Origin of the sequence: Roseovarius sp. AK1035, from assembly GCF_003288315.1 — a bacterium.
GTDB lineage: Bacteria > Pseudomonadota > Alphaproteobacteria > Rhodobacterales > Rhodobacteraceae > Roseovarius > Roseovarius mucosus_A.
The window spans coordinates 3,698,048-3,724,605 of the sequence record NZ_CP030099.1; the positions used below are offsets into that span (position 1 = coordinate 3,698,048).

The following is a 26,558-nucleotide window of genomic DNA, read 5'->3' on the forward strand; positions in this document are numbered from 1 at the left end:
GTATCAGGCGGCAAGGGTCCGACTTGAGGATCAAGCGACGTCGTGGAAATCACCATGTATAGCTTTTACGATCTTACCAGCGTTTGAATGTGCTGGAAAATCAGCGCTAGATGATGGATGTTTGGGCAGCCTTCGTTCTAGGTCGAAATCAGGGGAGATGAGCGGGCCCTATGGATGTGTGGCATCAGCTTCCAGGCTGAGCTTGTTGCTGAGATTAACGAGTGGCCATTTACATGGTGCACCGCGTTGCTCTCGCATGTCAGCGCGAAGCGCTTTGCAACCCCAGTAACAGACGTCACCTGCTTCTCGCGCAGATGATGGGTCACAGCCCCTTTTCAAACGGTCTTCAAAGTGCAGTTTGGACCGGAACCCTCGACACTAAGGGCGGCGGGCAGTCATTCGCTGCGGATGCAAGGGCTCAATGTTTTTGCCGTGAAGCAGACATCCCGAAGTGAAACGAAAAAAACCGATAAATGAGCGGAGCTGCACTGACCGCTTAAGCTGTGCCCGCTATGCCCGCCTCGCCTTTTGCGCCTTGAACTTTAAGGACTGCAATAACAATATGTGGCATCAACACGTGCAATTGGTTTGAGGGATAGCGGCATGAAGCTCAAAACAGTTAGGATAGATCACTTCAAGCACGTGCTGGACTCGACTGAGGTTGCCATCCAGCCAGACATCACATGCCTTGTTGGCAAAAACGAAAGCGGAAAGAGTGCCTTCTTAGAAGCGCTACGGCGGCTCAAGCCTGCTCAGGGCGCGGCGAGTTTTTCCTCACCAACACAATACCCCGCCTGGCTGGAGAAGAGGCATCGCCGGGAAGCGAAGGCGAAAGGGCGCGACCTTGACGAAAAGTCCCCCATCAATGCGACCTTCACCTTAGAGTCGGAGGACATTGCGGCTGTCGAAGCTCGGTTTGGCGAAGCTGTGTTACTGTCGGAAACGTTCACGATCCGTCGGAAATACACCAATAAATACGCGGGTGTGTTTGAGGTCGATGAGGCCAAAGCCGTTGTCAATCTGCTCGCGCAGATTGAACTTCCCACGGCCCTAGAACCACTCAATTCATGTGAGACATTTAGCGCCCTCCGCGCCAAAGTCGCAAGCCTCTCGCCAGATGGCGGCGAGGAGAGCGCAATCACCCTCGCATTGGCGGAGGTCACGAAGGCCACCAACGAATTGCTGCCGGATGACACGACACTTTGGCAGTCAGTTTGGCTTGTGTTGTTCGCCCGGGTGCCCCAATTCTTCTACTTCTCTGAATACAGCAGCCTCCCGAGCACCGTTCCAATCCGCGAACTGCTGGAAGCCGATGAAGACAAACTTGAAGACGATGAGCAAACGGCGCTAGCCTTGCTCCAATTGGCTGAGTTTGAGAAGGACCACCTTCTTGATGCCGACTATGAAACCCGGAAGAGGGAACTTCAGAACGTAGCGAATGAGTTAGGCGAACAGGTCCTGGACTATTGGACGACCAATCAACATCTCCGCGTGGAGATGGATCTTACGCTAACGAAGCAGCCCACCAACAACGGGCAAACGACTGTTATTGATGAACTGCACATCAGAATGTGGGACGACCAGCACAAACTTTCCCTGCGCTTTGATGAGCGCTCCTCCGGGTTTCGCTGGTTCTTTTCCTTCCTGACGGCCTTTTCCCGCTATGAGTTTGACGACACCCCGATCATCATCCTGTTAGATGAGCCCGGGCTGGGGCTCCACGCGACGGCGCAGCGTGACTTCCTCCGGTTCATTGAGGAGCGGCTTTCCCAGCGCTGTCAGGTGATCTACACGACACACTCGCCCTTCATGATCCAGCCTGACCACCTAGAGCGGGCTCGCCTCGTTGAAGACAAGGGACGCGAGCGCGGTTCCGTGACGACCTCTGACGTCCTTACCACTGACAGCGACACACTGTTCCCTCTTCAAGCAGCATTGGGCTACGACATCGCCCAACACCTCTTCATCGCCAAGGACAACCTTGTGGTTGAGGGGCCGTCAGACTTCCTGTTCATGCAGACCATCTCGGAGCGGCTGATTGAGGACGGGCGCGAGGGGCTCGACAAGCGCTGGTCGATCATGCCGTTGGGTGGTGCTGACGTGATCCCGGCATTTGTCGCCCTCTTGGGCAACCACCTTGACGTTACAGTTGTCGTGGACTCTCGCAAGGAGGGCCACCAGAAGCTGAGCGCCCTAGCCAAGGCAGGATTCCTCGGGGAAAAGCGAATCATTACCATTGGTGAGGTTGCTGACCGGACGATGGCTGACATTGAGGATCTCTTTGCCAAAAACGACTACGTTGCGCTATACAACGCTGCGTTCGACAAGAAGATCAAGGCAGCGGACCTCAGGGGAACCGACCCAATTGTGCGACAGATCGCCCGCAACGAGGGTGTGGACCGGTATGACCACAATGCCCCAGCGGAGGTTTTGTTGCGTGAACGCGCCAAGCGGGTTGCCGCATTGTCAGACGAAACGTTGAATGCCTTCGAGGCGCTGTTCAAGCGTATCAACAAAACGTTGGCATAGACGGGCGTCAAAATTATGCACATAGATACGCTGAGCCAGGGCGATTTGTCTTGTGAGGTTGAACAAGACAATAGCTGCGCCAAACTCACTGGGAAATTGAAATACCGCGCCTTCGAGGTTGGACGAATTGCGGGGCGCTCGAAAGCCGATTTGTTTGCTCAATTTGCAGCTATCTGCGACTTGATCGACAGTGGAGGCATGGTTCGTCATGGCATCGTAATGCTCGGTTACCACAATAAAGCGTTCAAAGGAGACGTGTTGCTGGTCGATGGCGAAATCATCGGCGAATGGGTGTCCGATGACGAAGAGTGGTGTCACTTCACTGCAAGTGAAGGCTCAAATATCATATGCAGCGCGCCGTCTCCATGGATGCTCCACGACGCAATCGCTGCTTGGGTCGAAAGCCGCGGTAAGTCGAAGGAGACTTGATGTCGGCTTTGAGCGGCTGCAAAGCAGCACCAAACTAGCCGACGAAGGACCGCAATGATCCGATCGTGTCTAGAGTGGTGGCCACAGATCTTCACTTTGCAACTTAAAGTTGTTCCTATTTTCATGACTCCGGACAGCCGGTGCTGCACAGGCAGCAGATTAAGGTTCTAGAAAAACCGCGCTTCGGCATGCATGCCACGCAAATTGACCGAAAATAAGTCGAAATTTATAAAGACATTAAATCAGGCGGCCGCTCACCCCTCCCGCGCCGCTCGCTGCGCCCGCTTGAAAAAATGTCGCGTCGCCTGCTCACGCGCATTCTTGTCGGTCATAACTATGTTACGCATTTCGTTGTCATTCTGGAACATCTTGACCATGCCCTGGAAGAACGCCTGCGAGAAGGCATTGTAGACCACGTCGGCCGGGTTGTTGCGAACCATCTCGGTCATATCTTCATCCATGACCTCACGCGTGACGCGCTCAAAACGGAGAAAATCGTCGCGCGAAAACTGCGTTCCATGCCGCTCATTGAATGAGTCGATGATCTCCGACAGGGACCGCTCCTCCTCCTCGGTATAGGCGTTCGCGCCGAACTCGGTGATCGGGGCGAGCGTGGCGGTTTCTCCAGGCGCCAATGACGCGCTGCCTTCCTCGCCCTTCTGGAGCTTGAAGGCCGACAGGGTCAGCATGTCGTCAGTAATCATAATGTCGGCGGGCACATCGCGCGATGGCAGAAGCCGCGAAAGCCAGGCCGAATAGGCATAGAGCTTTTCCAACCAAGCGTCGTTGAGTGACACGACCTGGGCCACGAACGCGTAGAAACGCAAAAAGCTCTTCAGGAGCTGCCGGAATTCCTCTTGCTGCGCCTCGTCCTCATCGAGGTTGAACCGCTCGACGGCGAGACGCACGGTGCCTTCGAGGGCCAGCCGGTCTTGGGTCGTCAGGTCGCCTTTGAAGAACTGGTTCGCAAACCGCTCGACCTCATCTTTGTGGATGTAAGTTGCGTTCGTGATGCGCTGTTCCAGATCGTAAATCTGGTTCAGATCGGTGCGCTCCTCGAGCGCTGTCGCCTCGAAGAACGGCGCAAATGCCTCGCGGATGTCTTCCATCGTGTTCTGAAAGTCGAGCACATGGGTCGGCTTGTCCTTGCCGTAGCTGCGGTTCAGCCGGGCCAGCGTCTGCACCGCCTGCAGGCCTGCCAGCTTCTTGTCGACATACATTGCCACCAGCTTCGGCTGGTCAAACCCGGTCTGGTATTTCTCGGCGACCACGAGGACCTGGTAGTCATCCGTGTCGAACTTCTTGGGCAGTTCGGTCTCGGCAAACCCGTTTGCTGTCGCCTCGGTCCAAACCATTCCATCGACGGTCAGATCGCCCGAGAAAGGCTGGTCTGCCCCCATCGGGTGGTCCGATTTGATTGTTAGTGCATTGTGGGCCTTTGATCCAGCGGAACGATGCTTTCGGGCGCGGGTGGGCGATAGCCCAATGCGCTGTGCGGCCTGACCGTGTTGTAGTGAACCCGCCATTGCTCGATCAGGATTTGGGCTTCCTTCAAGCTGTAAAAGATTTCGCCGTTCAACAGCTCGTCACGGAACCGGGCGTTGAAGCTTTCGCAGTATCCGTTCTCCCAGGGTGATCCCGGCTCGATATAGGCCGTCTTCGCTCCGACGGCGGCGATCCAGTCCCGCACCTTCTGAGCGATAAATTCCGGGCCATTGTCGGATCTGATGTATTCAGGCGGGCCGCGGAGGATGAACAGATCGGTCAGTGCATCCAGCACGTCCGTTGAGTGAGCTTGCGATCGACGCGGATCATGAGCGCCTCCCTGGTGTATTCGTCGATAATGTTCAGTGTCCGGTAGACACGGCCATCTGCGGTGCGATCCTGGACGAAGTCATAGGACCAGACATGGTTGGGGCGCTCGGGCCGCAGACGCACGCACGACCCGTCGTTCAGCCAGAGCCGCCCCTTTCTCTTCTGCTTTTGAGGGACCTTCAGCCCTTCACGCCGCCAGATGCGTTCGACCCGCTTATGGTTCACACACCAACCTGCATTGTTGAGCAGGCCAGTGACCATGCGATATCCATAGCGCCCGTACTGATCAGCCAATTCAATGATGTCGTCGGTCAGACGCTGCTCGTCAGCACGGCCTTGCGGCATCTTACGCTGCGTGGATCGGTGCTGCCCCAGTGTGCGACAGGCCCGGCGCTCTGATACGCCAAGTTCCCGCCGCACATGGTCGATGCATTTCCGGCGACGCGAAGGGCTCAGAAGTTTCCCTTTGCTGCCTCGGTCAGGATCAGCTTGTCCAGGGTGAGGTCGGACACAGCCCGCCGCAATCGCTGGTTCTCTTTCTCAAGCTCCTTCAGGCGTGCGAGCTGAGACCTCCCCATCCCGCCATAGAGCTTACGCCACCTGTAGAACGTCTGCTGTGTCACGCCGATCTGGCGCACCGCCTCGGCGATCGTCGCGCCTTGTCCTTGCAGAACTTCAACCTGCCGAAGCTTCGATACGATCTCTTCGGGCTTCTCTCGTTTTCCAGCCATCGCTGATCCTCCAATTCACGGGACAATCTATCCCAGTTGGTGGACCACTTTCAGGGGGCTACTCCAATCTTCCTAACCGCCTGTTTCAGCGTGATCGAGGATGGAATGCGAGACAAAAGCATAATTGCAAAGAGGCATCCGAACACGCCACGGGCTTCTCAATCCACCGCAGATTGAAAGCTCTTCCAACCGGTCTTCGGTCGCGTCCACGTGCGATCTCAGTCGAGAGCCAGGACCATCTGTTCACCGTCAGCCCGCGCCGTAGATGTCCAAAAGAAGATCAGGGTTCGTCCCCTCGCCGAGCAACTCTGCTTTGATATCCTTTAGAATCGGCAAAATCTTGCCACGTCGCCTCTGGAGGTTAACACTCGGCCTACGCCGGTTAACCAGATCCGCTTCTACTTCCTCGATAATCGCCAAAAAATCAGCTGCCAGCGGATCAACGCCAGACACCAAGGCTGTTGGATTCTTGATACGCCACCTCAGCAGCCCCGCGAGCAAGAAGGGCGCGTAGTTGAACATGGTGTATTCTTCACCGATGTTACGCCGGAAATCTGCTATCGTGCGGCCCGCCAATCTTTCCACATCGACACGAGACAACAGAGTTGGTGCCGTGTCCGATCGAGAGAGCAGAAACGCCATGCACGCACTTTGTCTATTCCAAACCCAGCTTTCAATGTCGGACGACAGGAGAACTTCCATGGCCCGCCTTTCGATATAATCGCCCAGCATGATCCGTCCCAAACCTTGGTAGACAAGTATCCAGCTCGCCTGATGGCCAACGAATGGGTGGGAACGTTCAGAGTTTTCGATACAGTCCACCAGCCATGTTGCCACCTCCGGTGGGCATCGCCGAAATTGCCACGTCAAAAACTTGAGGGCCCCGTTGTCTTCGGTTCCCGGGCCCGTGCCCCCTGCCAAACGGCTGCGAGTGACATCCAAAGCTTTCTCGGTCAGCAGGTCGAAACGCTCGATATCCTCCTGAACGATCTCGGCAGGAAAATGTCCATCGCTTGAAATGCAGTATTGCCCGAATGGCCGCTGAGCTAATTTCATCGCGAGCGTATCCCAGTCGGGATCGTTGCGGAAAGGTTCAGTCTGTAGCAGGCAAAGCATCCCGTCCGAGCGCGCGCTGTCTTCCCATGGGTGCATGCCACATGGAAGAACCAAGCGACGCGGAATTGAAACGTTTACCTTCAGGCTCTCAATAATCTCTGCCCAAGATCGTGCATCTTCATCTGCCTCATCCCATTCTACCGTGAAGTTCCGTCCCAAACTCGGCGCTTCCATCAGAATCCTTGCGCGGCCAGCCGCTGGCTTTTGTTCAACCCAGAGCGACACAGCCGCCTGTTCCTTTAAGGGCAAGCCGATCTTCACCGTAGCCTTTCGCGGTGGTGGTGCAGCTTCCTTTCTCAAATACACCGAGACACTTTCTTGCCCAGCAGGAATCGCTAGAGAGGCGGGCTCAGGGCTACGATAAGTGCGACCGGCCTCCAACGTTTCCTCGGGTCGAATTAGGTCGAAATTGGTCGCGCCCTCAGGCCCAAAGACGATCGTTGACAACCTCGGAAGGAAGTCAAAAAATATCGGCGCGCCGTCCCCGGCCCGACGTGCGGCGGACAATGCGCCCAGTGCGACAGCTTGCGCAGGCAGGGCTGTAAATGCCACTGGCGACGCAATCTCAAGGTTTGAGACCATGTGGTCTTTGAGCGTTCCCTCGGTCAAGGTCTCGAAAAGCACAACGTCACAACCACCCAGATCAAGGCCGTGTTGAAAACCGACCAACGAAGCCGCGGCGTCGTATCCGCTCAGGTCGAGGGTCTCCCAATCTCCGTTTTGGACCCGGAGCATCTCAGGCGGACACTCAATGCCAAGAGCTGCCTTTCCGACCGAACGCGCGATGGCGCGATGAGCAGTTCTCGATGTGAAGCCATCCGGACCGATGGCTGCATTACGGGCGGCACGCACGAGGTTTTCATATCCGATATCGCTTTGCGCATGCTTTGCAGCCTCTCGCCTTTCAGGTGCCAGAACGCCGCGTGCGCTTCGGATCAGGAGGTGCTGAATGGCCAATCCTCTCCGATCATGACACACAACGCCTACACGCTGTCCTTCCAACACGAGACCCTGCTCGATCGCATAGAGCGCAGCAAGAACAGGACGCCAGACGAGAGAGCTGTTCCTATACTTGCCAAAAGATAGCGCTTCGAGCAGGTGTTCCTGTGTGGTTTCGACTCCGTCCGGCCCCTCGTCGATAGACAAGATATTGTGTGATGCCCCCTGTGCCGATCCGGCAAAACAGGAGGACAGCTTCGTGACATCGTCATCTCTCAGTTCCAAGAGCTTGCGGACCGAAACACGACGTCCTGCTGCCCCAACTTGACCCCACCCGCCGCCTAAACCATGAGGTGCTGCGTCAGCCTGGGCACCGCCGATCCATCGGGTCCTTTCACCATCTCCAACGTTGACAACCGACGTAAGCGGGCCGCTTGGCACTATCTCGACGGGACCGACCTCCTCTTCTTCTCCCGGCACGGAGCGCCAGTTCTTGGCAGCGAAGTCGCGCCAGCCGTTGACGTCGAAGCCACAAAATTTTCTGGCCGTCATTCCGAGGCCTCGTAAATTTCGCTCCGCACGAAGTCACGAACGGCGTTGAACCCCTTTGCAAGATCATCTCCGGCAGGACCAAGCGCTATGGCTTTTGCGGTCACCCTTCCTAGTGAAGCACTGGTTGCACCCGCTTGGCCGCGTGCGGGCGTCATGATCAATCCGTGTCGAAGCACCTCGGTCTGGGCAAGGGGTTGCATCTGCTGAAGAAGCGCAGCGGCCTCTTTGGCGCAATCCTCGAGAGCGATCCGACGCATCGCATGGGGCGTCCAAACCGCGACACGTCTAGGCAAATCCGTTCGGCTCGGATCCGAGATCCGAAGCGCGACATGAGCGCGAGCGACGCTCAACAACGCCCCCGGTTTTTCCGGTCGCGCCTGAACTTCTACGATCCGGTTTGTGTCGCGGAGCCAAAAGACCGCGATCGGTCTATCCTGATCAAACCAGCGCCCCCCGACTGCCTCGGCATTCCAGGATATCGGAGACTGGGCAACCAACTCCGCTTCTTCCAGTTCATCAATGGCGAGAATAATCGCAAGGACTGCAAAATCTGTCCAGGTTTCAGCCTGCCATGCCCATAGATCATCTTCGATCTTGCGACGTAACAGTAGCCTGAGCCAGCTCGTGTGGACCTCTCGGTAGCTGCGGTCCTGCATCAAAACGTAGTTGGGGGTTATACCGGCAGGCGCGATCATTACTCCAAGATCGGCAAGCGTTCTCGCTAAGGTGCGGCAGGATTTCCGGAAGCCATCAACTTGTGTATAGCGTGCGCTGGATTTCGCTCGTGGGTGTTCCCGCATCCATTCCCGAGCCGCATCGGTGGCCAGACGCGCATATGCATGAAGCACGCGATTTTCCAACGTGTCGAAGTTTTCACGTCGCACAGTCGCTAGGATCCGCTGAGATGCCCCTGCCCGCTCTGAAATGTTCCGGCCAGGTTGTCGACTGAGCCAGACCATTGAAGCGCGATCCATTTCCTGGACCCGGTCGAGCGGAGTAAGCTCCCGCTGCCTGCGCAACACCCGTCGCACCCGTTTTTCCAGATCGCGTAGCACGGGCTGCATTAGCCGCGCCTGCCTGACAATTTCAGCCATCTTTGGGTCGGCTTCATCCTCGGCGCGCCGCCATGCCTCTCGCAAACGACCCCAAGTGTTGCTTGGGTCTTCGAGCGCCTCCTCGAGCTCTTGGATCCGGGCGAGAACTTCGTTCATATGCTGAAGGGCGGCTGCCCCTTCTTGTTCGGCTTCCGTCATCCGGTCCTGACCAGACCGGGGCCGCACCGGAAAGCCAGAGCGCTCAGGGGCAAATGCACGATCGCGCTGTGGGTAGGGAATGAGAGCCAAACCCGTGACGGTGTCCCTCACAATGCCGCTAAGGAGCGTCATGTATTCGAGGCCGCGCGGGCTTCCTCCTTGAAACTCACCAAGCAAACAATCCCCTGGCCCGAACGCCCCACCTTCAGGCAGGGATCGAGATGACCATGGGCGGGCAATTAGTCGCATCAGCGCGTGACCCCGCTCCAGACAAACTGTCCTGTGGCCTCGGCCAGTGTCATAGATTCGTCGATCGCCTGCGCCAGAGCATCATCACCAAGGTCGCGTTCAACAAAGGTCTTCAGTTTGGAGAATTGTGGACCCGCCATATCGACTTCGACGCCCCGTAGCTTGGGCAGGAGCCGCATCTCGACCTGGTCGGCCAACGCATCGTCGACGCCGCGACCGCCCTCAACCTCTGGATAATTCGCCGCATAGGCCATGATTGCTCGTCCCAAGCGATGACCAAAGGGCCGCTTGAATTCACGCATCAGGTCGAGCATTTCCTCGACCCGGCCGGTAACCCGCTTGTCCCCTGCAACCGAGGCGCTGGAGCGGCTCCACCTGTTCCATGTTTCCTGTGACAGGGCCTTGGTGGGTTCAGCTTCACCATCAGCCTGACCGTCCCTGATCTTTTTCGGTGCCGCAAAACGAATAATATTTGCCCGATCGACGACTTTGTCAGACAGCGACTGTGTGCTTTCGTCCTCGTTCATCGTTCCGGCGAACAGAAGGTTGTAGCCCGGGAAGATCCGGGGCGCGCGCTCCATATTCGGGATTTCGAGCTCGATCTCGGCATCCTTGCGCTCGTTTGCATCGCCGACATCGCTTGGGCGTGGGCGGCTCTCAAGTCGACTCAAGAAATCAGAGAAGTAGTATTCTACGCGCGCGAGGTTCATCTCGTCCAGAAGGATCATCATCATGCGATCCTGCTCCGCGTCGTCATTATTAAGCTCGTCCATGGCCCAAAGTGCGCGTGCCATATCCGTGGGCCGAAACTTGCTTTCGATGTAGTTGTAGAACCCCATGAGGTCCTGCGGGCTGTCCCAACGCGGCTGAACTGGCACCTGAAGAAAGCCGATCCCCATGCCAGCAGCGTATTGTCGCGGCAGCTGGCTTTTCCCAGTGCCGGAAATGCCGGCAAGCACAGCCATCTGCGTGGTTTCATTTACCTTCATCGCGGTATGAAAGGCACGAAGCGTGCGCGCGGGATAGTCGAGACCTTTCGCACGTAGCCGCCGCTCCACCCGCTTGATCGCATCCGCCTCGTTTTCGCGCGGCGCAGGGCCCCAAGATCTCATTGCCTTAATAACCGGAGGCGTTTCCTTGAGTTCACGCAGCGGATCGGCTTCGCTGGTTTCGCCATCGACAGAACGACCCTCCTTGCGAGCGATTTCTGCTTTTAGATACGCCAATCTCGCATCAAGCATGCCGCGCGTTTCTTTGAGAGTTTCGATTTCGCCCGCGATGCGACGCATGTCCTGCGCCTGTGCTGCGACTTCCGCACCGATACGAGCATGTTCAGTCTGCGTCTGTGCCAAAGCCTCGCGTTCGGATGCGACTCTGGCGTTCAGCTCTCCGAGTTCGGTCTCGTGAGAGGATTTCCGCCCCTCCAGTCGAGCGTTGTCTGTCTCTAGGTCTTTAGCGCGAGCCTCTAGGCGTGAAACTCTTTCTTCGGCCTCCTCAAGTTCCCGCTTCTTGTCACGAAGGTCGTCAACCTGCCCGGAAATTTCTTCATGTTCTCTTTTCAGGGCGTCAATACGCGCCAAAAGCTCTTCTGCCTTTTCCAGCCTTTCCTTGACTGCGAGATATTCCGCTCGTAGCGGCGCGATCTCGGATTCGAGTTGCTGGCGTTCTATAACGATCGCCTCCGTCTCCTGCCGCACCGCCGCGACTTCGTCCCTCCGCTCCCGCAGGCTCTCCCATTCAGCGAGAAGCTCTTCCTTCTGTCGGCGTAGGCCGTCCACCTCGGCTTGAACGTCCGCGACGATAGCCATCGCCTCACGGCGCTTTTCGAGTTCTGCTTCCAAGTCGTCGAGGGTGTTTCTTTTAACTTCGATCTGCGCTTCAAGCGCCTCAAGCGTGGCGAGAGGACCCTGCGCGGTGACGACATTATCGTGCCTCACCGCCAAGAACAATTGAACGATTGCGAGCAGTATCAGCACTCCAGCAATGGCGAGCACGAGGATTGTATTATCTGTTAACATTTCCGAAATCCTCACTCATCGCCGATAGAAAGCTGGTCGCGAACTTCTTGAGGCTGCTCAACGGCCCCCTCGATGATCTCCATCACCCGTTGCGCCGCTTCTATTTTTTCTTGCAGCTCAGCGAGCTGTGTCTGACTGTTTGACAGCTTTTCGTTTAAACGCGAGAGGGTTTCAGTTTGCTCTTGCACGCTTGCCGCAACCTGGCCCTGCTCCACACGCCGGTTTTGGAGGGCTCTAATTGCTTCGTCCGCAGCAGCTTGAGCAGTCTCGGCCGCGACTTGAAGTGTGTCACGGCGGTCCTGCAAACGCTGAATTTCTGTCTCTAGGCTCGAGGCACGTCCGGTGAGTTCTGCAACCCGTTCGAGCGCCCCGTCGGCGTCCGCCTGTCCCGATGCTAACCTTGACCGAGCCGACCCGACCCTGCTTTCGAGATCGGGCAGGGCTTCTTCAAGTGCCATCCGTCTCACTTCAAGCCGTTCAACGTCAGCCTGTAACCTGTTGTATTCTGCGCGTCGTTCGTCGAGTGCGGACAGTTCTTCCTTCGCAGATGCTATCTGCGTCGTAAGCGTCGAGAGTTCCGAGCTTCGTGTGGAAAGCTGCTCTTGCGCGAGCTTCGACGCTTCCGCGGTCTCAGCTCGCTGTGCTTCCGCCCGCGTCACGACTTTCTGTGCAATCTCCGCCTCATTTTGCAGTTCAAAAAGTCGCACCTGAGCGCCAGATATGCTCGCATCCAAAGTGGAGTGACGTTCCTCCAAAGTCTTGAGATTAGATGTGAGCTCTTCGAGTTTTGTCTCGCTCACCGTCAACTCCGCGTTTCGGTCGCGCAATCGCTGCTCCGTCGACACGAATCTTTCCTGCAAAGAAGCTAATTTGCTACGTAACTGATCCTCTTCAGCGCTTCGATCCTCGATGCGCTTCTTTAGACGAGCCTCATCAATCTGCAACTGTTCCACGCGTCGTTCTTGCGCGCGGAGGTCTTCGACTTTCGGTCCCAGTGAATCCACTTCGCGCTGGAGCTCGTCACGCCGACCTTCGAGGCGGTCGATGGCTGTTTCGGCCTTTGCCGTGCCATTGGCTAAATTCAGCTGCCGTTTATTGAGGTCTTTCACTTCGCCTTCAAGACTAGCCACCTGAGTTTCAAGATCATTTCTGCGAGCCAGCGCTTGCGTGTTCTCGCGTTCGAGCCGCTGTGCTTCGGAAATAGTCTGTTGCGCCTTGGACAAGCGTTCCTGCACCGATGTAAGCTCAGCCTGTCGCGCATCGAGCCTTGCCTGAGCGTCAGCCTCACGCTGGGCCGCACTCTGGCGGTTACTCTCAGCGCTTGCTACCTCTGCCATCAGATTCTGATTACGGTCGGACAATTCACGCGATTTCCTTCTGGCGCTTTCCAGCTGTTGCTGCGCCAATTGCAGCTCCTGCGTGTAGTAACCCAAGTTCTCTTCAATACGTCCGTATCTACGGTCTAGAGAATTGACTTGTAGAACAAGAAAACCTGACGCGAGGATCGCTGCGCCACCGAGGCCCAAAGCGATCGAAGTATTTCTGGTCGACTTACGATAAGTCTTGTTCGACTCGGTCAAGGCATTTCTCCATATCTCTAGAAAGTTCGTCCACCCAGAACCGGCGCACGCGCCAGCCGAGGGACTTCAATTGATGATCACGCCAAAGGTCCGACGTTTTTCGTCGACCATCTGGGCTCTCGTGCCATTTTCGCCCGTCCACCTCGAGATCAAGCTTGACCCCGTTCGTGCCAAAAAGCGCGAAATCGAGGCGGCGGCCCGCGACCTCGTGTTGAGGGTGCGGATCCAGACCCCGCGCTTTCAAGGCGTGGTAGACCTTCCGCTCCCAGTCACTATCGAAAACCCCTTCTCCAATCTTACTGCGTGGTTCGGTCGCCATTGCCGCCAGTCGCCGCAATGGCTTGGATTGCCCAGAGCGCGCGAAATTCAAATCGCCGAAAACCATTGCGACGGCACGCGCTCGTGAAATGGCAACATTCAGGCGGCGGGTATCTCGCTGAAAGAAGGTCAATCCAGACTGCGGACTACGCGGCCCGACGCAGGGGGAAAACAAGATAAGATCACGTTCTTGGCCTTGAAACCCATCGACCGTTCCAACCTTCAAATCACAAGCCACCCGCTTTGGCGCCTCTATCGCCGTCGCAATCGCGTTCTCAAGGGCCAGAACCTGCGCACGAAACGGAGTGATCACGCCTATGCTGCCACCATACTCATCGTCACCGAGGAGCATTCGCAGATGTCGCACGATAGCGGAGACTTCGGCCAGGTTCACATTTCCTGCCTGTGGCACCGCAGGCGCGGTGACATTCTCCCATGCGATCCCGGCTTTGGCACCTTTCGGCACCTTGAGCCCTCGCGGATCATAAGAGGTTTGCAGTTGGCCCCCGTAGAAATTCTCACTGATATAATCGACAATTGGCCCAGCCGATCTGTATTGATGGCGCAACGTGACCCTTTGAGCTTCCGGGACACGCGACACGAAGTCGAACAGAGATCGGCGGCTTTGCGCGAAGCGCCCCATTTTGGCCACCGGCAGACCCTGGGCCTGCATGAGATTTCGATCCTGCGCTTGGCCGAGTTGCGGGATGAAGGACAGCTGCCGGTCGTCTCCAACCACCACGGCCCGTTTCGCGCGGGCGAATAGCGGAATCGCCGTGGCGATATCGCACTGGCTCGCCTCGTCAAAGATCACAAGGTCGAACAAACCGTCGTCGAGAGGAATGCGCCGAGGGGTGCCCAGTATCGACGCAAGCCACAGCGGCCTGTAGGACATCAAAGCCTTCGACAAATCGGATGGAGGATGTTTCTTGCCGCCTTCGAACGTCCAATCGTCGTAGATTTCCGATATTTCGCGTCGTTCGTCGTCCGGCAAGTGGGTGCGGGCCGACAAAATCGCGGGTAGAAGTCGTGCCGTGGCTTCACGGATCCGCTCACCCATCTCGATTGGATCATCGGGATCGCCAAGCCCTTCTCTCATTGCACGCAGGGCCGCCAATGTCTCGCGAAGGTCCGCAAGGCTCATGCCGCGGCGGTCCGGGGCAGCCGCGTTCAGCAACTCCTCTTGCAAAGGTCGGCTGGCGAAAACAGACCGCAACCAGGAAAGAAAGCGCCGCAGGATGCCAGAAGAACGCTCTTGGGGCAGTCTTTCCGGACTTACCTCATGGCCATGCGCCTCACGGATCTCAATCCGCTCGAGGACGTCTGATACTTCACACTGGAGTTCGGTAATCCGGTCGAGGATATCAACCGCGTCTTTACGTCGCCAAGCTGCCTCGACCAACTGCGTCAGGGCGAATTCATCCACAGACGCACGACGCGATCCGCCCTCATTAAACAAAAGCTTCTTGAGCGCGTCAGAGAAACCCGTATCCGTCTCCTCACTGGGATTGAGGGTGCGCACCGAGAACGGGACGTCCGGTGCGAGAGAACCCAGACGATCTTCCACTGCGTCCAGAGCCTGATGGTTCTTGGACGCAACCAGCACGCTGCCACCCGCCGCAAGGATCGAGGCCGCCATTGAAACGATCGCTTGGCTCTTCCCGGTTCCAGGTGGGCCGGTGACTACAGTGAGCGGCGCTTCGCAAGCGCCCCGGACAGCCCGCAATTGCTCTTTGTTCAAAGGCACCGCATCGATAGCCGCGACAGGATTCGCGCTGTTTGAATTTTCAACACCAAGCACGGAAGCAAGCGCTGTGCGCGCGATCCTCTCCTGGGGCCAAGCCGCAATCGCGTCAAGATCGCGAGCAGCTCCCGCTGTAAATGAAGAGTCTGTCGGCAGAAATATCGCTGCGCTGTCGTAAATACCTTGAGCAGAACTGTCGAGCTGCGAAGCAAGGTCTTCACCTACGACGCGACCCCGGATCTGGCTCGCAACGGCAACCCTGATCTTTTCTACGAAATCATCCGCGCGAAGCCCAAGACCATCGTCCGCCGAGAACAGGTCGGCGAGGTCGTCTCGATTCCATCCGCTTGCACGTGCCGCACTTTTCACCCAGTCCGGGTTAACGAGAACATCATCGGCATCTACCGTAAGGACGAGAGTTTCACCCTCCCGTTTCCATGCTGCAGCGAACATACCGACAGGCTGAAAAATGGGCACACCCCCGCGTCTATTCACGGCCATCGGCCATCCGATCGCGAGCGCGTTCTCGTTTCCTTCTCGGCGAATGAGGGCCTCTTGGAAAGTGGGGGCAATCGTGGCTAGATCAATCGAAATCCGCAAGCATCCGCCCTCTCCGGGGCTGACTGGACCCCGCCCGGATATGAGCGACCACTCGATCCCATGCGTGTCAAGCACTTGGGTCGTTGCACCACGCGGGTCGGCACGGAGTGCAGAGCGCCAGTATCTGAGGAGCGCCTGCGGATCGAGGTGTTCGCTTTCACAATCCTCCGCATCAAAATGCTCGTTCGTAAGCGGTTCCAAGATAAAAGTTGCAGCGGCTGCGTGAATAACATCCTCAGAAGCGGCGCTTCTTAGTGGGTCCGCCACAGCGGCCGTCCGGCCACTTTCAAAGAGAACTTCGCGTTTGGCACGCCAACGCCCGTCACGTCCTTTCTCGACAAAACCATCTCGCAAGAGCTGATCCAGTTCGGCGATCGCAGCAAGGCGCTTGTCATGTGAAAAGCTAGCACCAACAAGCACGAGCAATTCTTCGGTGGTTCTACCACGCGGGAAAGCCCGCACCATTTTTAGAACCAACGACACGAATTACACCTGAAACTCAGGTGTTTCATTCCATTCGACCAGCCGACCATCGCCAGCCGATTTCAAACAGATTTCGAGAGTTATCCACATTCTTGCATGTCGACTATTCATTCTTTTTGGCTTCAACGGAATGATCCCCGATATTAAAATTGATTGCCTTAGGATACTCGAGAACCGTGTTTCCTTGCCGATCCGGCGAGCGCCCCGCGGTCGCCTAATACTTCCTTCTCTAGGACGATAATAATCGCTGCAACTTTCTCAACCGGTATGGCGAACAGAACTCGTAGACACAAGTCGTGCCGGATGTGCGAATGGGATAGTGATCGTGCACGGAACGCAGCATCAGCGGCTACAAATCAAAATGGGAATCGTCTCTAACACCACAGGCCGAAGGGGCACGGGTATTGTGAAGTTCAGCTTTTACTTGATGAATGCCACATGTCAGGAAAACACAACTGCGCTATGGTATTTCCAAGATCACTCCGCCAGATGATCCAGAATCTTGGCAAGCTCGGCAAGCGTGGTGATGCTGAAGCAAATCAGGTCAGCATGTCCCAGTTCCCGCATGGGTTTCAAAGCTGAGTGCCGCCCGTAGATTGGTTTTCCATTCGCGCCTTTGTTCGCATAGAGCGCCGATGCCGGAGAGGACTGAAACTGTAGCCCAGGCTCAACCAGCAGCCCCACAGCTCGGCGATGCACCACCCAGAGGTTGGCCGGGGTCTTCGGCCCTTTCTCAAACATCAGCTCCGTCACATCGCCATTCTGCCCACGCAGAAGGTAACGCGCCACCAATGTGCCTTGATGGCCGGCTGGATGTTCGGATGCCCGCGCATCAAGAATCTCAAGGCACTGCATTTTGAGTTCCTGTCGATCCATCACGCAACGACCTTGCCTGTGAGTGCCATCAGGCGCTGGCGGATCAGTTTCTCTCGTTCACGCACAAACTCAGGCAACATTGCTTCGGTCCAAAGATCGGGCGTATGCGCGATCAGGTGTTTCGTCTTGTATCCATCGCTCCGCCCAGTGATCCAAGATTCGAACGGAATGTCCGATTTCTCCAGGTTCTCTTGACTGGGCAACAGTTGTAGGTTTCCCAGCCTGTCAACCGATGCCATGATCTCGCGGATACGGTGCTCGGGCAGGTTCGTTCCCATGAGGACACGACGCTCGGCCCTGCTGCGGGGAATGATGTGATCCACGTGATGCACGGCTCCGCTCCAGTCAAGATCGTCATAAAGCAGCGAAAGCGCCAAAAAGGTGCGTGGTTTGTTGAAACTCAGATCGAGCAGATCCTCGACGGCCCGCTCATCCAAACGTGCCAACCGACCGCCAATGGCAAGCGCTTGGTAGAGCTGATCCTCGGGAAAATTCCGGCTTATCTGGCCGGCTTCTTTGAGGACCTTGCGCCGCAGCTATGGTTCGGTCAGAGCTGCCAGCAAAAACACCCATCAGAAGGCTGTTGATCAGCCAACGCTGGATAGCGCGCGCATTCTGACGGTCGAATTCTGATGTGCCGCGCAGCGTGACGCCGGGCGCGTGATAGAGAAACCAGGCAATGGGCAAGACAGCATTCAATGAACTTAGGTTGTCCGCGTTGATACCCAACCCGTTGAGATAGCGGAAGGTCCGCTCCAGGGCGTCACGAATATCGGGCCAGTTCCGCTCGATTTCGGCGATGGACTGCTGAGTGAAATTCGCGACGTTGTATTTGACATCGAAACCACAGAGCACGAGGCAGCTTTTGAGAATGAAGTCCTTCGAGATCTTGTTGGGTTGCGGCAGTTCTTTGTTGATGTAGTCCACGAAATCAAAAACAGCCTCACGCGCCGATCCGTTTTCCCATTTCGAGGTGATCAGCGACATCAGCAGATCGGATTTTGACAGCTTCGTGCCGCCGTCATTCGCGCGCACGAAAATGTCAAGCACGCGGTCCACCGAGGCGCTGGTTTCCGTGTAATAGTTGATGACGGCGTCCGCCCAGATCACCTCATGCAGGCGCCGCAGCGTGGTGCTGATCAAGTCGCGTTCATAGGGGGTCACACCGTGATGCACGCGCGCGAGCGTTGCCTCGATCAGCGTGTCCAGTTTTTCGGGTGCGCGGTGATTGAGAATATCGCCAACCCGGAACCATTGATGCCGATGATCGTTGCGCGGTGCCACGGCGTGAAACCGCAACCCATAGCTCACACCATGCTCAACGTCCTCATCGTCGCTTTCCGAAGCCGGATCCGTGAGCAGATCGACATAGAGCGTTTTCTCCGACCAGGCGTCCAGGCTCGCACTGCGCTTGTGCTTGGCCTTCTCGGCAAAGCTGCCACGCAGCGCAATCAGGAGTGAGGTGATGCGCTGTTGGCCATCAAGCACCAGTGTCACATCGCGGCCGTTGACCGAGGCCGGCACGTTTTGCATGCCCGGCTTCCAATGCTCGATGAAATTATAGATCCTTAGTTCGCGCTTCAGATCTTCATCCACGGCCCAGAACATCAGAGAGCTGATCGGATAGCCCTTTAGGAGCGAGTCAATCAAAGAGATGACCTGATCCGCGTTCCAGACAAAGGGCCGTTGGATGGCAGGCAGAAAATACCGGCTGTTCACATCCGCGAGGAGGTCGCCGATCGTGATGGTCGCGTAACTCATTCAGACACCTTGGTTTAGGGCCGACAGAGACCGGACGACGGAACACGTCGCAGCTGTCTGGCGGCGATTATGAAACTGGGGAGACGTCACGCAAGGACGCTCATCGGGAGATCTGCTCGCTCGCCATGGCTTGGTTCTTGAAGGTCATTTGCTCTGGAATTTTGGGGCGGCTCAGATGGTCTTTGGCGCAACTAGAACAACTGTTCGTGGCGCGTTGTCAAGCCATGCGGAATGCCTATCCGCATGGACCGCCAGAACGACTCCCTGATCGCCGCCTTCGCGGTCACGCTTTATGAAGAACGCCAGAAGGCTGGGCTGACGCAGGAGGAGCTGGCCGAACGCGCGGACGTGTCTGCGCGCTTCATCTCGTTTCTGGAAACGGGTCGGCGTCAACCGTCGCTGTCAACACTTCACGCGCTCAGCAAAGGACTGCGTATCAGCATGCAGGACTTGGTTGCCGAAATTGAGCGCAATCACGATACGGATAGTGTCGGACCGAAAGCCGCGTCGGACTGACAGTATTGGTTCATCCTTCGGTGGCGGCGCTGGAAGGCAATACTCGCATGATGGGGGGCCTATGGGAGCTTCCATCGCGGGGCATTGGCGGCGACAGAATGCATCCCCATCGCGTTCGATAGAAATTTCTAGGACTTCGCGATCGATTCCGTGCATTTGGGCAGAGGTCTATATCCGGAAGTCGAGCCATTCCTCGGCAGAGAAGCTGAATGGCTCGCCCCGAAAGGCGAACCACTTTCATAGCGCTCGGGGTAATCAGAACCAACCGGGAGCGTGCCAGCCGTCAGATGACTTTTGCACCGTCACGTAGTCCTCGTCAGGTTCGACCATACCGGGGATTTTTGCAAAGACGTTGCGGTCCAGCCAAGAGGGCACGTTTGTGTAGCGGTATGTGAATTCGACGTCTGCCACATTCTCATTCCGCCCGTCGTCCCCATAGGTAAAACGAACAATTTCGACGACCTCAGGGGTGCCAATGCAGAAGCCCTCCCCATCAGTCCAGACGTCGCGTCGTTCGCCCTCTGATGTCAGGCTGATCTTGTCGGAGGGAAGGAATTTTGTGGTGACCTTTTCAAGTTCGATCATGCCCTGTGTTTCCAGACCGGCGAGGATTGGGTGTAAGGTTTCACTGCTGCCAAAGCCGCGTTGAACCGTGATGGGAAAGGTTACTGGCTGAGATGAGGAGATGTTCCAGCACTTTTTGCGATCTTCAAGAGCCACGTTGATCGCGTTCTCGAAATCGCTTTCAGGCCCACAAGCCGAGAGCAGGGCTGCACTCAGCAAAGCGAGGGCGGGCAAGGGGAGAAGGTTCGTCGTCTTTTGCGTTTTCATAGGTGCAAGATCTTTCTGTTTCTTCGAGTGGCGCATCAGGTTTTGGATGCGCACAAGTGTCTTCGAAGCCTCTGTCGCTGAAAGCGAAGCGGCCTTTTTGGGATGATTGCGAAGGGCATATCCGTATCAATTCTTGATCCTTTCATAGATGAGGGGGATGGCCGGTGTTCAATGAAGAACGGGTGTTTGCGCCAAGGTCTCGAGATCGTCGAGGTAGCGGGTGACAACGCGCAGGTTCAGAGCAGGATGGCCCTTGGGATAAGAGGTGATGAGACGCCGCACCACATGGACATCCATCTGGTCCAAACCACGCTTCGCGGCTTCGTATCCGACGAGGTCCAACAAATCGTCCTGCGTCAACCCGCCTAATTCGATCACACGACAGCGCGACCGCAACGGCAGCGGGATTGTCGTCACGTCATTCGCCGTCATGATCCAGCAGATGTGGCTCATATCGAAATTGACGTTGAAATACGGGCATTCCCAGGAGCGCGCGCTGACAGGTTCCAAGAGGCCAAGCAGAGACGTTACGATGGATGTTGAAGCGCCCGTTTCGGAGTAGCAGACCCCCGCTTTGCAAATCTCATCGACCACCACGATTGGATTGCCGACGCCATGGGAAAGGATCATTTCAACTGGCCGCCCCGGACAAGCCGTGCCCCAGCCCCGTTGAACACCCGCAACGGCAAAGCCAGCACTGCCCCCGCCCACGTCGATCTTCAATGTCGGCAGCCGAGACAGCTCGGCAAGCCGCCTTGCAAAATGCGATTTACCGATACCCGGAGGCCCAACCACGATCAGGGGCCGATGCCAGAGCCCGTAACCGCCCCTCGCGAGATTTTGCCGTGCATCCTGCCAGATCGGTTTGATAACGGGCTGCATCCAGGGCATTTCATTCATCAACTGGGATGCCAATTCATCGACCTCTTGCACGGTGGCCGGGCCATTGAGAGACACGCCACGTTCAGCGAGCTGCAGACGCTTACGGTCGTTCGATTTGAGGTGGGCGAGGCATGAAACGGCTTCTCGTTTTGCAGCCAAACGTTTTGAGCGCCGCCGGATCTTGAAATGGTCCTCAATTGTGAGCTCGACGTCATCATTCGACGACAGTGGTTCAGCTGAGCCCACGCTGTCGCAGGCTACATCAGTGGTTTTGATCTTCCCAAGCCGCTTACGAAGCGCGATGAGGAAATTGGTTAAGCGGTCTTCGATCTCGGAAGCAGAGAGCGGGAATTCCCGAATGTCGGGCATGAAGGGAATTTTTGACATAGCGTTGTCCATCCTTGAAAGCTCGGATGGGACCGCAGCGTAGACTGAACCACATGATTTTAATGGACTTTGAAGTCACACACCTGTGCGGCCCCGTTCATAAACAGGGTTATGCAGCTATCGGGAATATGGTGCGCGAGTGTGTCATGAGTTGCGTTATAATTGCGAACAAACGAAGGTCAACGGAGAATTTGGACGGAGTTTTCTTTGCTAGCTTGCATCACTGAGCGAATGCAATGGCAACTCTAGGAAATGATTATCGACACTTCCGTGGTCGTCATGCCACTTGCCCGCAATCTCAAGGCTTTTTTGATCTTCCTCATCGGCAATCTCACCGTTGGCTCCTTCCAGATCTCCAAAAGAACAAAAGACTACCCGCCACGTGATTACTCAGAACCCCGGCAAAGAGCTCCGCGATCTTTTTCGAGAGCCCAGGAATCTGGTCCACGTCAAATCGGAACGGTTGTCCGCGTAATATTTGAGCTTTTGTCCGCGCTGCCCCTGAGCGCGCAGCGCGTTTATGGCCTTGTTCAGCCAGCACCGCTTTTCACGCGTGGTGGGTAACAGCTCGCGCAACGCGGTCAAGAACCCCACGAGCGCCTTCGCCAACAGCCAATTTCAGGTCAGAACGTAATGCCTTGTTAAATCAACACAACCGCTCTAAGTCGCTACAGCCAGAGGAGCCCTACTGATCTCTAACATCTTTCTTAAGAGTTGAACCTCATGAAACATGCTTCTTCGGTTTTATTTACAGCACTTTTCATTGCTCTTCTACTGATTGCTACTGCTGCGATGTGGTTGGCCTTCTCTTTCCTCGGTGTTGAGGGTGGAGCAAAACATTTACTTTTGACCAAGCCAGAGGAGACTTCCAGTGCGGCTGACTTCCTTTCAGTGGTTGTAGGTGTGCCTGTAGCTTTAGCAGGGTCGTTAGTTGCAATCTACCTTGCACATCGTGCTTATGCGGTCTCTCGAATGCAGTCAGAATTTGAGGGGATCGTCTATATCGAGCAATTGATGGAAAGGACCGCAGATACTTTCTGGTCTTTGGCGGGTGCACTGCAGGAAGTAGACAGCTCATTGAATAATTTGGTGGACGCGGCGTTGCGTGTTCCATCGCATCAGGAAAGGTGGGAGGGTTTCCACGAGAATTCCTCATTTAACAATGCTCTAGATGAACTTCGAGATAGTGACCGCACTTACCGTGGACATATGGAAACTCTTGCTACGATGGTGCTCTTGATTTTGCGCGACCCGCTCTCCGCTAAGTGTTGGAGTTTGATGGATGATAGAGTGGGGCCACTTCTACCCTCAGAAAAACATCCAAGAAGCTTCGCAAGACTGGCAAGAGGCGCGTTGGTTACTCAGAATGATCCAGCCAGCTTGTCACAGTCGATACGCCGTTCGTTGTCGGTAAATCAGATCTATAGCAGCAACGATCCAAGCTTTGCTATTAGGCTCGTAGCCGCAAACGAGAGGGCGCGATCCTTCATACGAGATCCGCAAACAGGAGTATTCGAAAAGCGCGTTGTCCGATCTAAACAGCACACGCAGTCAAGACCCGCTTTGGCTACGCAATCATCCCAGTTGACCGTGACTAAAACGATTGAAGAATTGATCTTAGAGCGCTACGATAATCTTCAACGTAAATTTGACAATCCGGTATTCCGGCTTTTGTGTGCAGGAGCCATGCTGCAGACAGTGCAATATAATGATCGGGATACTGGAGCTGGCGTAGCCTATAACTCAGGCGCGGAAATGCTGGTTTCTGTCATAAATCGGATTCCTGACAACGATGCTCAAGCATTAGCATTCAAGGCCTACCTTGACGAGAACTTTGATCTATCGGAACAAAATCAGGCGAAAACCATTCGTTATCTAACGGACAAAAATATCGCAGGCTATTTGCTACCGGGACTACGTTTGGCATCAAAGACGATCTCTGAAAACCCTGAGCTCCTTTTTATGTGGGCATCAAGCCCAGATCCGCTCAATGGCCATGAAGGCGCTAAATGAAGTTCAAGCGCATATCTGTAGCGCTCTATCCCACGCTCCAAATTGCGCACGTTTGACTGCAGCATTTTGTATTTCCCGTAGTCCAAACCTTCACACCCGCCGGAAACGCGATCATTGCCCTTCCACCGCCGACAGGATCCGGGAAATCGCTTCGGACTTCCCGCCCACCGCCACGATGACCCGGCGCCCGTTCGTCAGAGCTATCTCGACATGACATTCCAGAGGCGGACAGGGATCAACTGAATTGATCTGCGGCTCGGGCGTGTTCGTCACGGTTACCGGCGCGAATGATACCGCGCGAGAAGTTTGACGCTGCCCCCTCCACTTGATCCAGTTTGAAATCGACTCTGGCCCAATCGAAAGGACCAGAGATGAAGCGCATCAGGTTCACCGAAGATCAGATCATCGGCATTTTGAAGGAGTATGAGGCCGGGGTTTCCGTCGCCGATCTGTGCCGAAAGCACGGCGTCAGCGATACGACCGTTTACAAGTGGAAGGCCAAGTATCGCAGCATGGATGTCAGCGAGGCCAAGCGGCTAGAGGGTCTCGATGACGAGAACGCACGGCTGAAGAAGTAGCGGCAGAACTAAGTCAGAAATCCACTTAGAAACCGTCAGGCACCTGTTCGAACAACCCTAACCGCCTCACCGGTCCGGACGAGAATATCAACGCACTGACCAACACGGCCTCGAGAAACTGACCGACATGCTCAGGGATGCTCGTATTTCCACCGAACCTAGCACGAATTTCTCTATGCTTTCGTCGATTACAAAGAACTCGTCACGCGCATCAAGGCCCAATCACCGCAGTAACAACCGGTCGGTTACCGTCAATCCGCGTCCGGACTTCTGGGCCACTACACCCGGCTCGTGCTCGAACCGCGACCATATGGCAATTTCAAACGCTGACCGCGCCTAGAACAATTGTTCAGGTATAGATTGTGTCCATCGAGCAGCGGCAATGGGAGCTTTCATCGCGCGGCATTGGCGGCGGCAGAATGCATCCCCATCGCGTTCGTTGGAAATCTCTAGGACTTCGCGATCGATCCCGTGCATTTGGGCAGAGGTCTATACCGGGAAGTCGAGCCATTCCTCGGCGCAGATCGACAAATTGAACCTTGTCCCTGAGGATCGAGACCTTGCTTGTGTGGATGCCTGAAACGGTATGCCTTCTTAAGAACTGATAATTAATAAATTTGGCTTGGATCGACAGGACCACTTGGACCGATTTGAAACTACTGTGTTTTTCCGGTCCTCCCGGTCCTCCCGGTCCCATTGGTCCAACTGGCCCGGCAGGTGAGAGAGGTAAGTTACCTCTCGCATGCCAGCGCATTAGCAAGCACGCGACCACATATAGGCGTGCATCTCGACATACCCGCCAGCCGAAATCGGCGAGCTCTATCCATCACAAGAATTGGAAATCATCCACAGTCAGTTGCGCCGCCGTGATGCCTTCGACGAGGATCGTGTTGCCATTCACCGTCATCTGCGCGCCACCCGCCACGTCGACGATGTTCATCGCTGCCACGAACCCAGCAAGCCCATTACCGCCGTTGCTGATATTCTCAACGCCGGTATCGGGATCGAAACGGCGGATGAAGAAGCTGTCCAAACCGTCCTCGAAATCGGTGATCACATCTGCCTCACCGTCGAAGAAGGCGCTGAACACGAACTGATCCGCATCTGCACCCCCGGTCATCACGTCATTGCCTGCGCCGCCGTTGATCGTGTCATTACCCGTGCCGCCGTCGATGATGTCGTCCCGTCCACCACCGGCAAGAAAGTCATTGCCGTTGCCACCCGAGATAGTGTCATCCCCCTCGCCGCCGCCCACACGGTCATTGCCCGCACCGGCGTTGATGGCATCGCGACCGGTGCCGCCGCCGATGTCATCCGCCCCCGAACCTGCGTCGATCAGATCGTTGCCAAAGCTCCCGGACATGCTGTCATTTCCGTCGCCGCCCGAGAGCGTGTCGTTCCCGGCGCCGCCTGCCAGCACATCATTGCCAAGGCCGCCTGAGACGCTGTCGTCGCCAAAACCGGCCCCCATCACATCATCGCCATCGCCGCCGTCGATGGTGTCATTTCCGACCCCTCCGCCGATGTTGTCATTGCCAGAACCACCCAGCACAACGTCATCGCCATCCGAGGCAGAGATACGGTCATTCCCGGCGCCACCGTCAATCGTATCGTTGCCCGCATCACCGGCGAGCGTGTCGTCTCCGCCACCAGCAGCTATCGAGTCGTTGCCAACGGTGCCCAAAATCACCTCGGGGGCCTGGGTTCCATTAAAGATTGCGTCTGGGACCACTGGGTCTGGTATCAAATCTTCCGCCAAGACCACTTGATCTAAAAAAGAAAACCTCTCAATTCCCTGAAACTCGTCTGTCGTTCCATCCTGGTTCGAGATTATGACAATACCTTCGGACTCGGTGATCACGGCAGAGGCAAAAGTTGCATTGATGATCGCTGTATCTATGCCCGTTCCACCTATCAGCGTGTCACTACCGTTTCCGCCAACGAAGGTGTCATTGCCCGATTCTCCAAGAAGGACATCGTCGCCGCCGCCTCCGTCAAGAAAGTCGCTACCTGTGTGAGCGAAGAGGAAATCGTTTCCCGACGAGCCAAACAACGTGTCGTTTGAAACAAGCATGAGCTCCGCGAGTAAAACCGCGTCCCCAAGAATCTCAACGGCCCGGAACGCGTCATTCGCGTTTGCGCTGAACTGGTCTATGCGCAACGTCGTTACGTTGTTAACTCGAATTTCAAACGAGGTGAGTGTTCCAAATACCTGGCCGAAACTATCATATTGAAATACGCCGCCATAAATGAAGAGTTGTGGGCCGGCCGCTATGATTATTCGGCTTTGAGATGCTTCAATGCCCTCTCCAAACGTTATCCCAAGTGCGTCCATGCGGAATGGTTGAAACGCTCGAA

15 protein-coding genes and 3 pseudogenes are annotated in these 26,558 nt (G+C 56.0%); 5 read left to right on the top strand and 13 right to left on the bottom strand.

Annotated elements, in window-relative coordinates; translation table 11 throughout:
* Positions 1-603 precede the first annotated feature (603 nt).
* Together RAK1035_RS17665 and RAK1035_RS17670 are read left to right on the top strand one after the other, a co-directional pair.
* The gene (locus RAK1035_RS17665; protein WP_008282448.1) at positions 604-2,529 is read left to right on the top strand and encodes an AAA family ATPase; all 1,926 of its coding nucleotides are present in this window, start codon (positions 604-606) and stop codon (positions 2,527-2,529) included.
* Between the two features lie 15 nt (positions 2,530-2,544).
* Positions 2,545-2,958: a hypothetical protein gene (locus RAK1035_RS17670; RefSeq protein ID WP_008282449.1), complete on the top strand. Its 414-nt coding sequence runs from the start codon at positions 2,545-2,547 to the stop codon at positions 2,956-2,958.
* Between the two features lie 254 nt (positions 2,959-3,212).
* Here the strand turns inward: RAK1035_RS17670 and RAK1035_RS17675 are convergent, their stop codons facing one another.
* The 10 genes and pseudogenes from RAK1035_RS17675 to RAK1035_RS17720 form a co-directional block, all read right to left on the bottom strand.
* Complete coding sequence (locus RAK1035_RS17675; RefSeq protein ID WP_008282450.1) at positions 3,213-4,358, bottom strand: type I restriction enzyme subunit R domain-containing protein; 1,146 nt, start codon at positions 4,356-4,358, stop codon at positions 3,213-3,215.
* A 20-nt stretch (positions 4,359-4,378) separates the two neighbouring features.
* Positions 4,379-5,504, bottom strand: a pseudogene (locus RAK1035_RS17680) (IS3 family transposase).
* 249 nt (positions 5,505-5,753) lie between these two features.
* Positions 5,754-8,111, bottom strand: coding sequence for a hypothetical protein (locus RAK1035_RS17685; RefSeq protein ID WP_008282453.1), 2,358 nt, complete (start codon positions 8,109-8,111; stop codon positions 5,754-5,756).
* Entirely contained in the window at positions 8,108-9,541 is a 1,434-nt protein-coding gene (locus tag RAK1035_RS17690) for a hypothetical protein (protein WP_204359582.1), read from the bottom strand. Before RAK1035_RS17690 ends, RAK1035_RS17685 begins: the two co-directional genes overlap by 4 nt.
* Before the next feature lie 71 nt (positions 9,542-9,612).
* Entirely contained in the window at positions 9,613-11,631 is a 2,019-nt protein-coding gene (locus tag RAK1035_RS17695) for a hypothetical protein (protein ID WP_008282455.1), read from the bottom strand.
* A gap of 11 nt (positions 11,632-11,642) precedes the next feature.
* Positions 11,643-13,211 carry a hypothetical protein gene (locus RAK1035_RS17700; protein WP_157132426.1) on the bottom strand — a complete coding sequence of 523 codons (1,569 nt, stop codon included), beginning with the start codon at positions 13,209-13,211 and terminating at the stop codon, positions 11,643-11,645.
* Positions 13,183-16,356 carry an AAA domain-containing protein gene (locus RAK1035_RS17705; RefSeq protein ID WP_037298520.1) on the bottom strand — a complete coding sequence of 1,058 codons (3,174 nt, stop codon included), beginning with the start codon at positions 16,354-16,356 and terminating at the stop codon, positions 13,183-13,185. Before RAK1035_RS17705 ends, RAK1035_RS17700 begins: the two co-directional genes overlap by 29 nt.
* A 477-nt stretch (positions 16,357-16,833) precedes the next feature.
* Positions 16,834-17,232, bottom strand: a complete 399-nt coding sequence (locus RAK1035_RS17710) for a hypothetical protein (RefSeq protein WP_008282458.1) — start codon at positions 17,230-17,232, stop codon at positions 16,834-16,836.
* Positions 17,232-17,669, bottom strand: coding sequence for a GmrSD restriction endonuclease domain-containing protein (locus RAK1035_RS17715; RefSeq protein WP_157132427.1), 438 nt, complete (start codon positions 17,667-17,669; stop codon positions 17,232-17,234). The genes RAK1035_RS17710 and RAK1035_RS17715 overlap by 1 nt, the downstream gene beginning before the upstream one ends.
* Entirely contained in the window at positions 17,662-18,993 is a 1,332-nt protein-coding gene (locus tag RAK1035_RS17720) for a DUF262 domain-containing protein (protein ID WP_008282460.1), read from the bottom strand. The genes RAK1035_RS17715 and RAK1035_RS17720 overlap by 8 nt, the downstream gene beginning before the upstream one ends.
* 243 nt (positions 18,994-19,236) lie before the next feature.
* Here RAK1035_RS17720 and RAK1035_RS17725 point away from each other — a divergent pair, with 243 nt between their 5' ends.
* Positions 19,237-19,509: a helix-turn-helix domain-containing protein gene (locus tag RAK1035_RS17725; RefSeq protein ID WP_112303113.1), complete on the top strand. Its 273-nt coding sequence runs from the start codon at positions 19,237-19,239 to the stop codon at positions 19,507-19,509.
* 255 nt (positions 19,510-19,764) lie between these two features.
* Here RAK1035_RS17725 and RAK1035_RS17730 read toward each other — a convergent pair whose 3' ends face one another.
* Together RAK1035_RS17730 and RAK1035_RS17735 are read right to left on the bottom strand one after the other, a co-directional pair.
* Complete coding sequence (locus RAK1035_RS17730) at positions 19,765-20,340, bottom strand: hypothetical protein (RefSeq protein WP_008282462.1); 576 nt, start codon at positions 20,338-20,340, stop codon at positions 19,765-19,767.
* A 168-nt stretch (positions 20,341-20,508) separates the two neighbouring features.
* Positions 20,509-21,609 (bottom strand): AAA family ATPase, encoded by a 1,101-nt coding sequence (locus RAK1035_RS17735; protein ID WP_008282463.1) that lies wholly within the window; start codon positions 21,607-21,609, stop codon positions 20,509-20,511.
* A 723-nt stretch (positions 21,610-22,332) separates the two neighbouring features.
* Here RAK1035_RS17735 and RAK1035_RS17740 point away from each other — a divergent pair.
* A complete protein-coding gene (locus tag RAK1035_RS17740; RefSeq protein WP_037298522.1) occupies positions 22,333-23,622 on the top strand; it encodes a hypothetical protein in 1,290 nt (429 codons plus the stop codon).
* Positions 23,623-23,993: 371 nt separating this feature from the next.
* Positions 23,994-24,197, top strand: a pseudogene (locus tag RAK1035_RS17745) (transposase); the annotation flags it as partial.
* Between the two features lie 829 nt (positions 24,198-25,026).
* On the opposite strand, the pseudogene RAK1035_RS17750 reads toward RAK1035_RS17745, so the two are convergent.
* Positions 25,027-26,232 (bottom strand): annotated as a pseudogene (locus tag RAK1035_RS17750) (calcium-binding protein); the annotation flags it as partial.
* Positions 26,233-26,558: the final 326 nt, after the last annotated feature.

Coding starts and splice junctions, on each gene's coding strand:
- RAK1035_RS17710 (WP_008282458.1), bottom strand. CDS start 17,232: ATGGATCGACAGGAACTCAAAATGCAGTGCCTTGAGATTCTTGATGCG.
- RAK1035_RS17665 (WP_008282448.1), top strand. CDS start 604: ATGAAGCTCAAAACAGTTAGGATAGATCACTTCAAGCACGTGCTGGAC.
- RAK1035_RS17740 (WP_037298522.1), top strand. CDS start 22,333: ATGAAACATGCTTCTTCGGTTTTATTTACAGCACTTTTCATTGCTCTT.
- RAK1035_RS17720 (WP_008282460.1), bottom strand. CDS start 18,993: ATGAGTTACGCGACCATCACGATCGGCGACCTCCTCGCGGATGTGAAC.
- RAK1035_RS17695 (WP_008282455.1), bottom strand. CDS start 11,631: ATGTTAACAGATAATACAATCCTCGTGCTCGCCATTGCTGGAGTGCTG.
- RAK1035_RS17670 (WP_008282449.1), top strand. CDS start 2,545: ATGCACATAGATACGCTGAGCCAGGGCGATTTGTCTTGTGAGGTTGAA.
- RAK1035_RS17730 (WP_008282462.1), bottom strand. CDS start 20,340: ATGAAAACGCAAAAGACGACGAACCTTCTCCCCTTGCCCGCCCTCGCT.
- RAK1035_RS17685 (WP_008282453.1), bottom strand. CDS start 8,111: ATGACGGCCAGAAAATTTTGTGGCTTCGACGTCAACGGCTGGCGCGAC.
- RAK1035_RS17675 (WP_008282450.1), bottom strand. CDS start 4,358: ATGGGGGCAGACCAGCCTTTCTCGGGCGATCTGACCGTCGATGGAATG.
- RAK1035_RS17735 (WP_008282463.1), bottom strand. CDS start 21,609: ATGTCAAAAATTCCCTTCATGCCCGACATTCGGGAATTCCCGCTCTCT.
- RAK1035_RS17725 (WP_112303113.1), top strand. CDS start 19,237: ATGGACCGCCAGAACGACTCCCTGATCGCCGCCTTCGCGGTCACGCTT.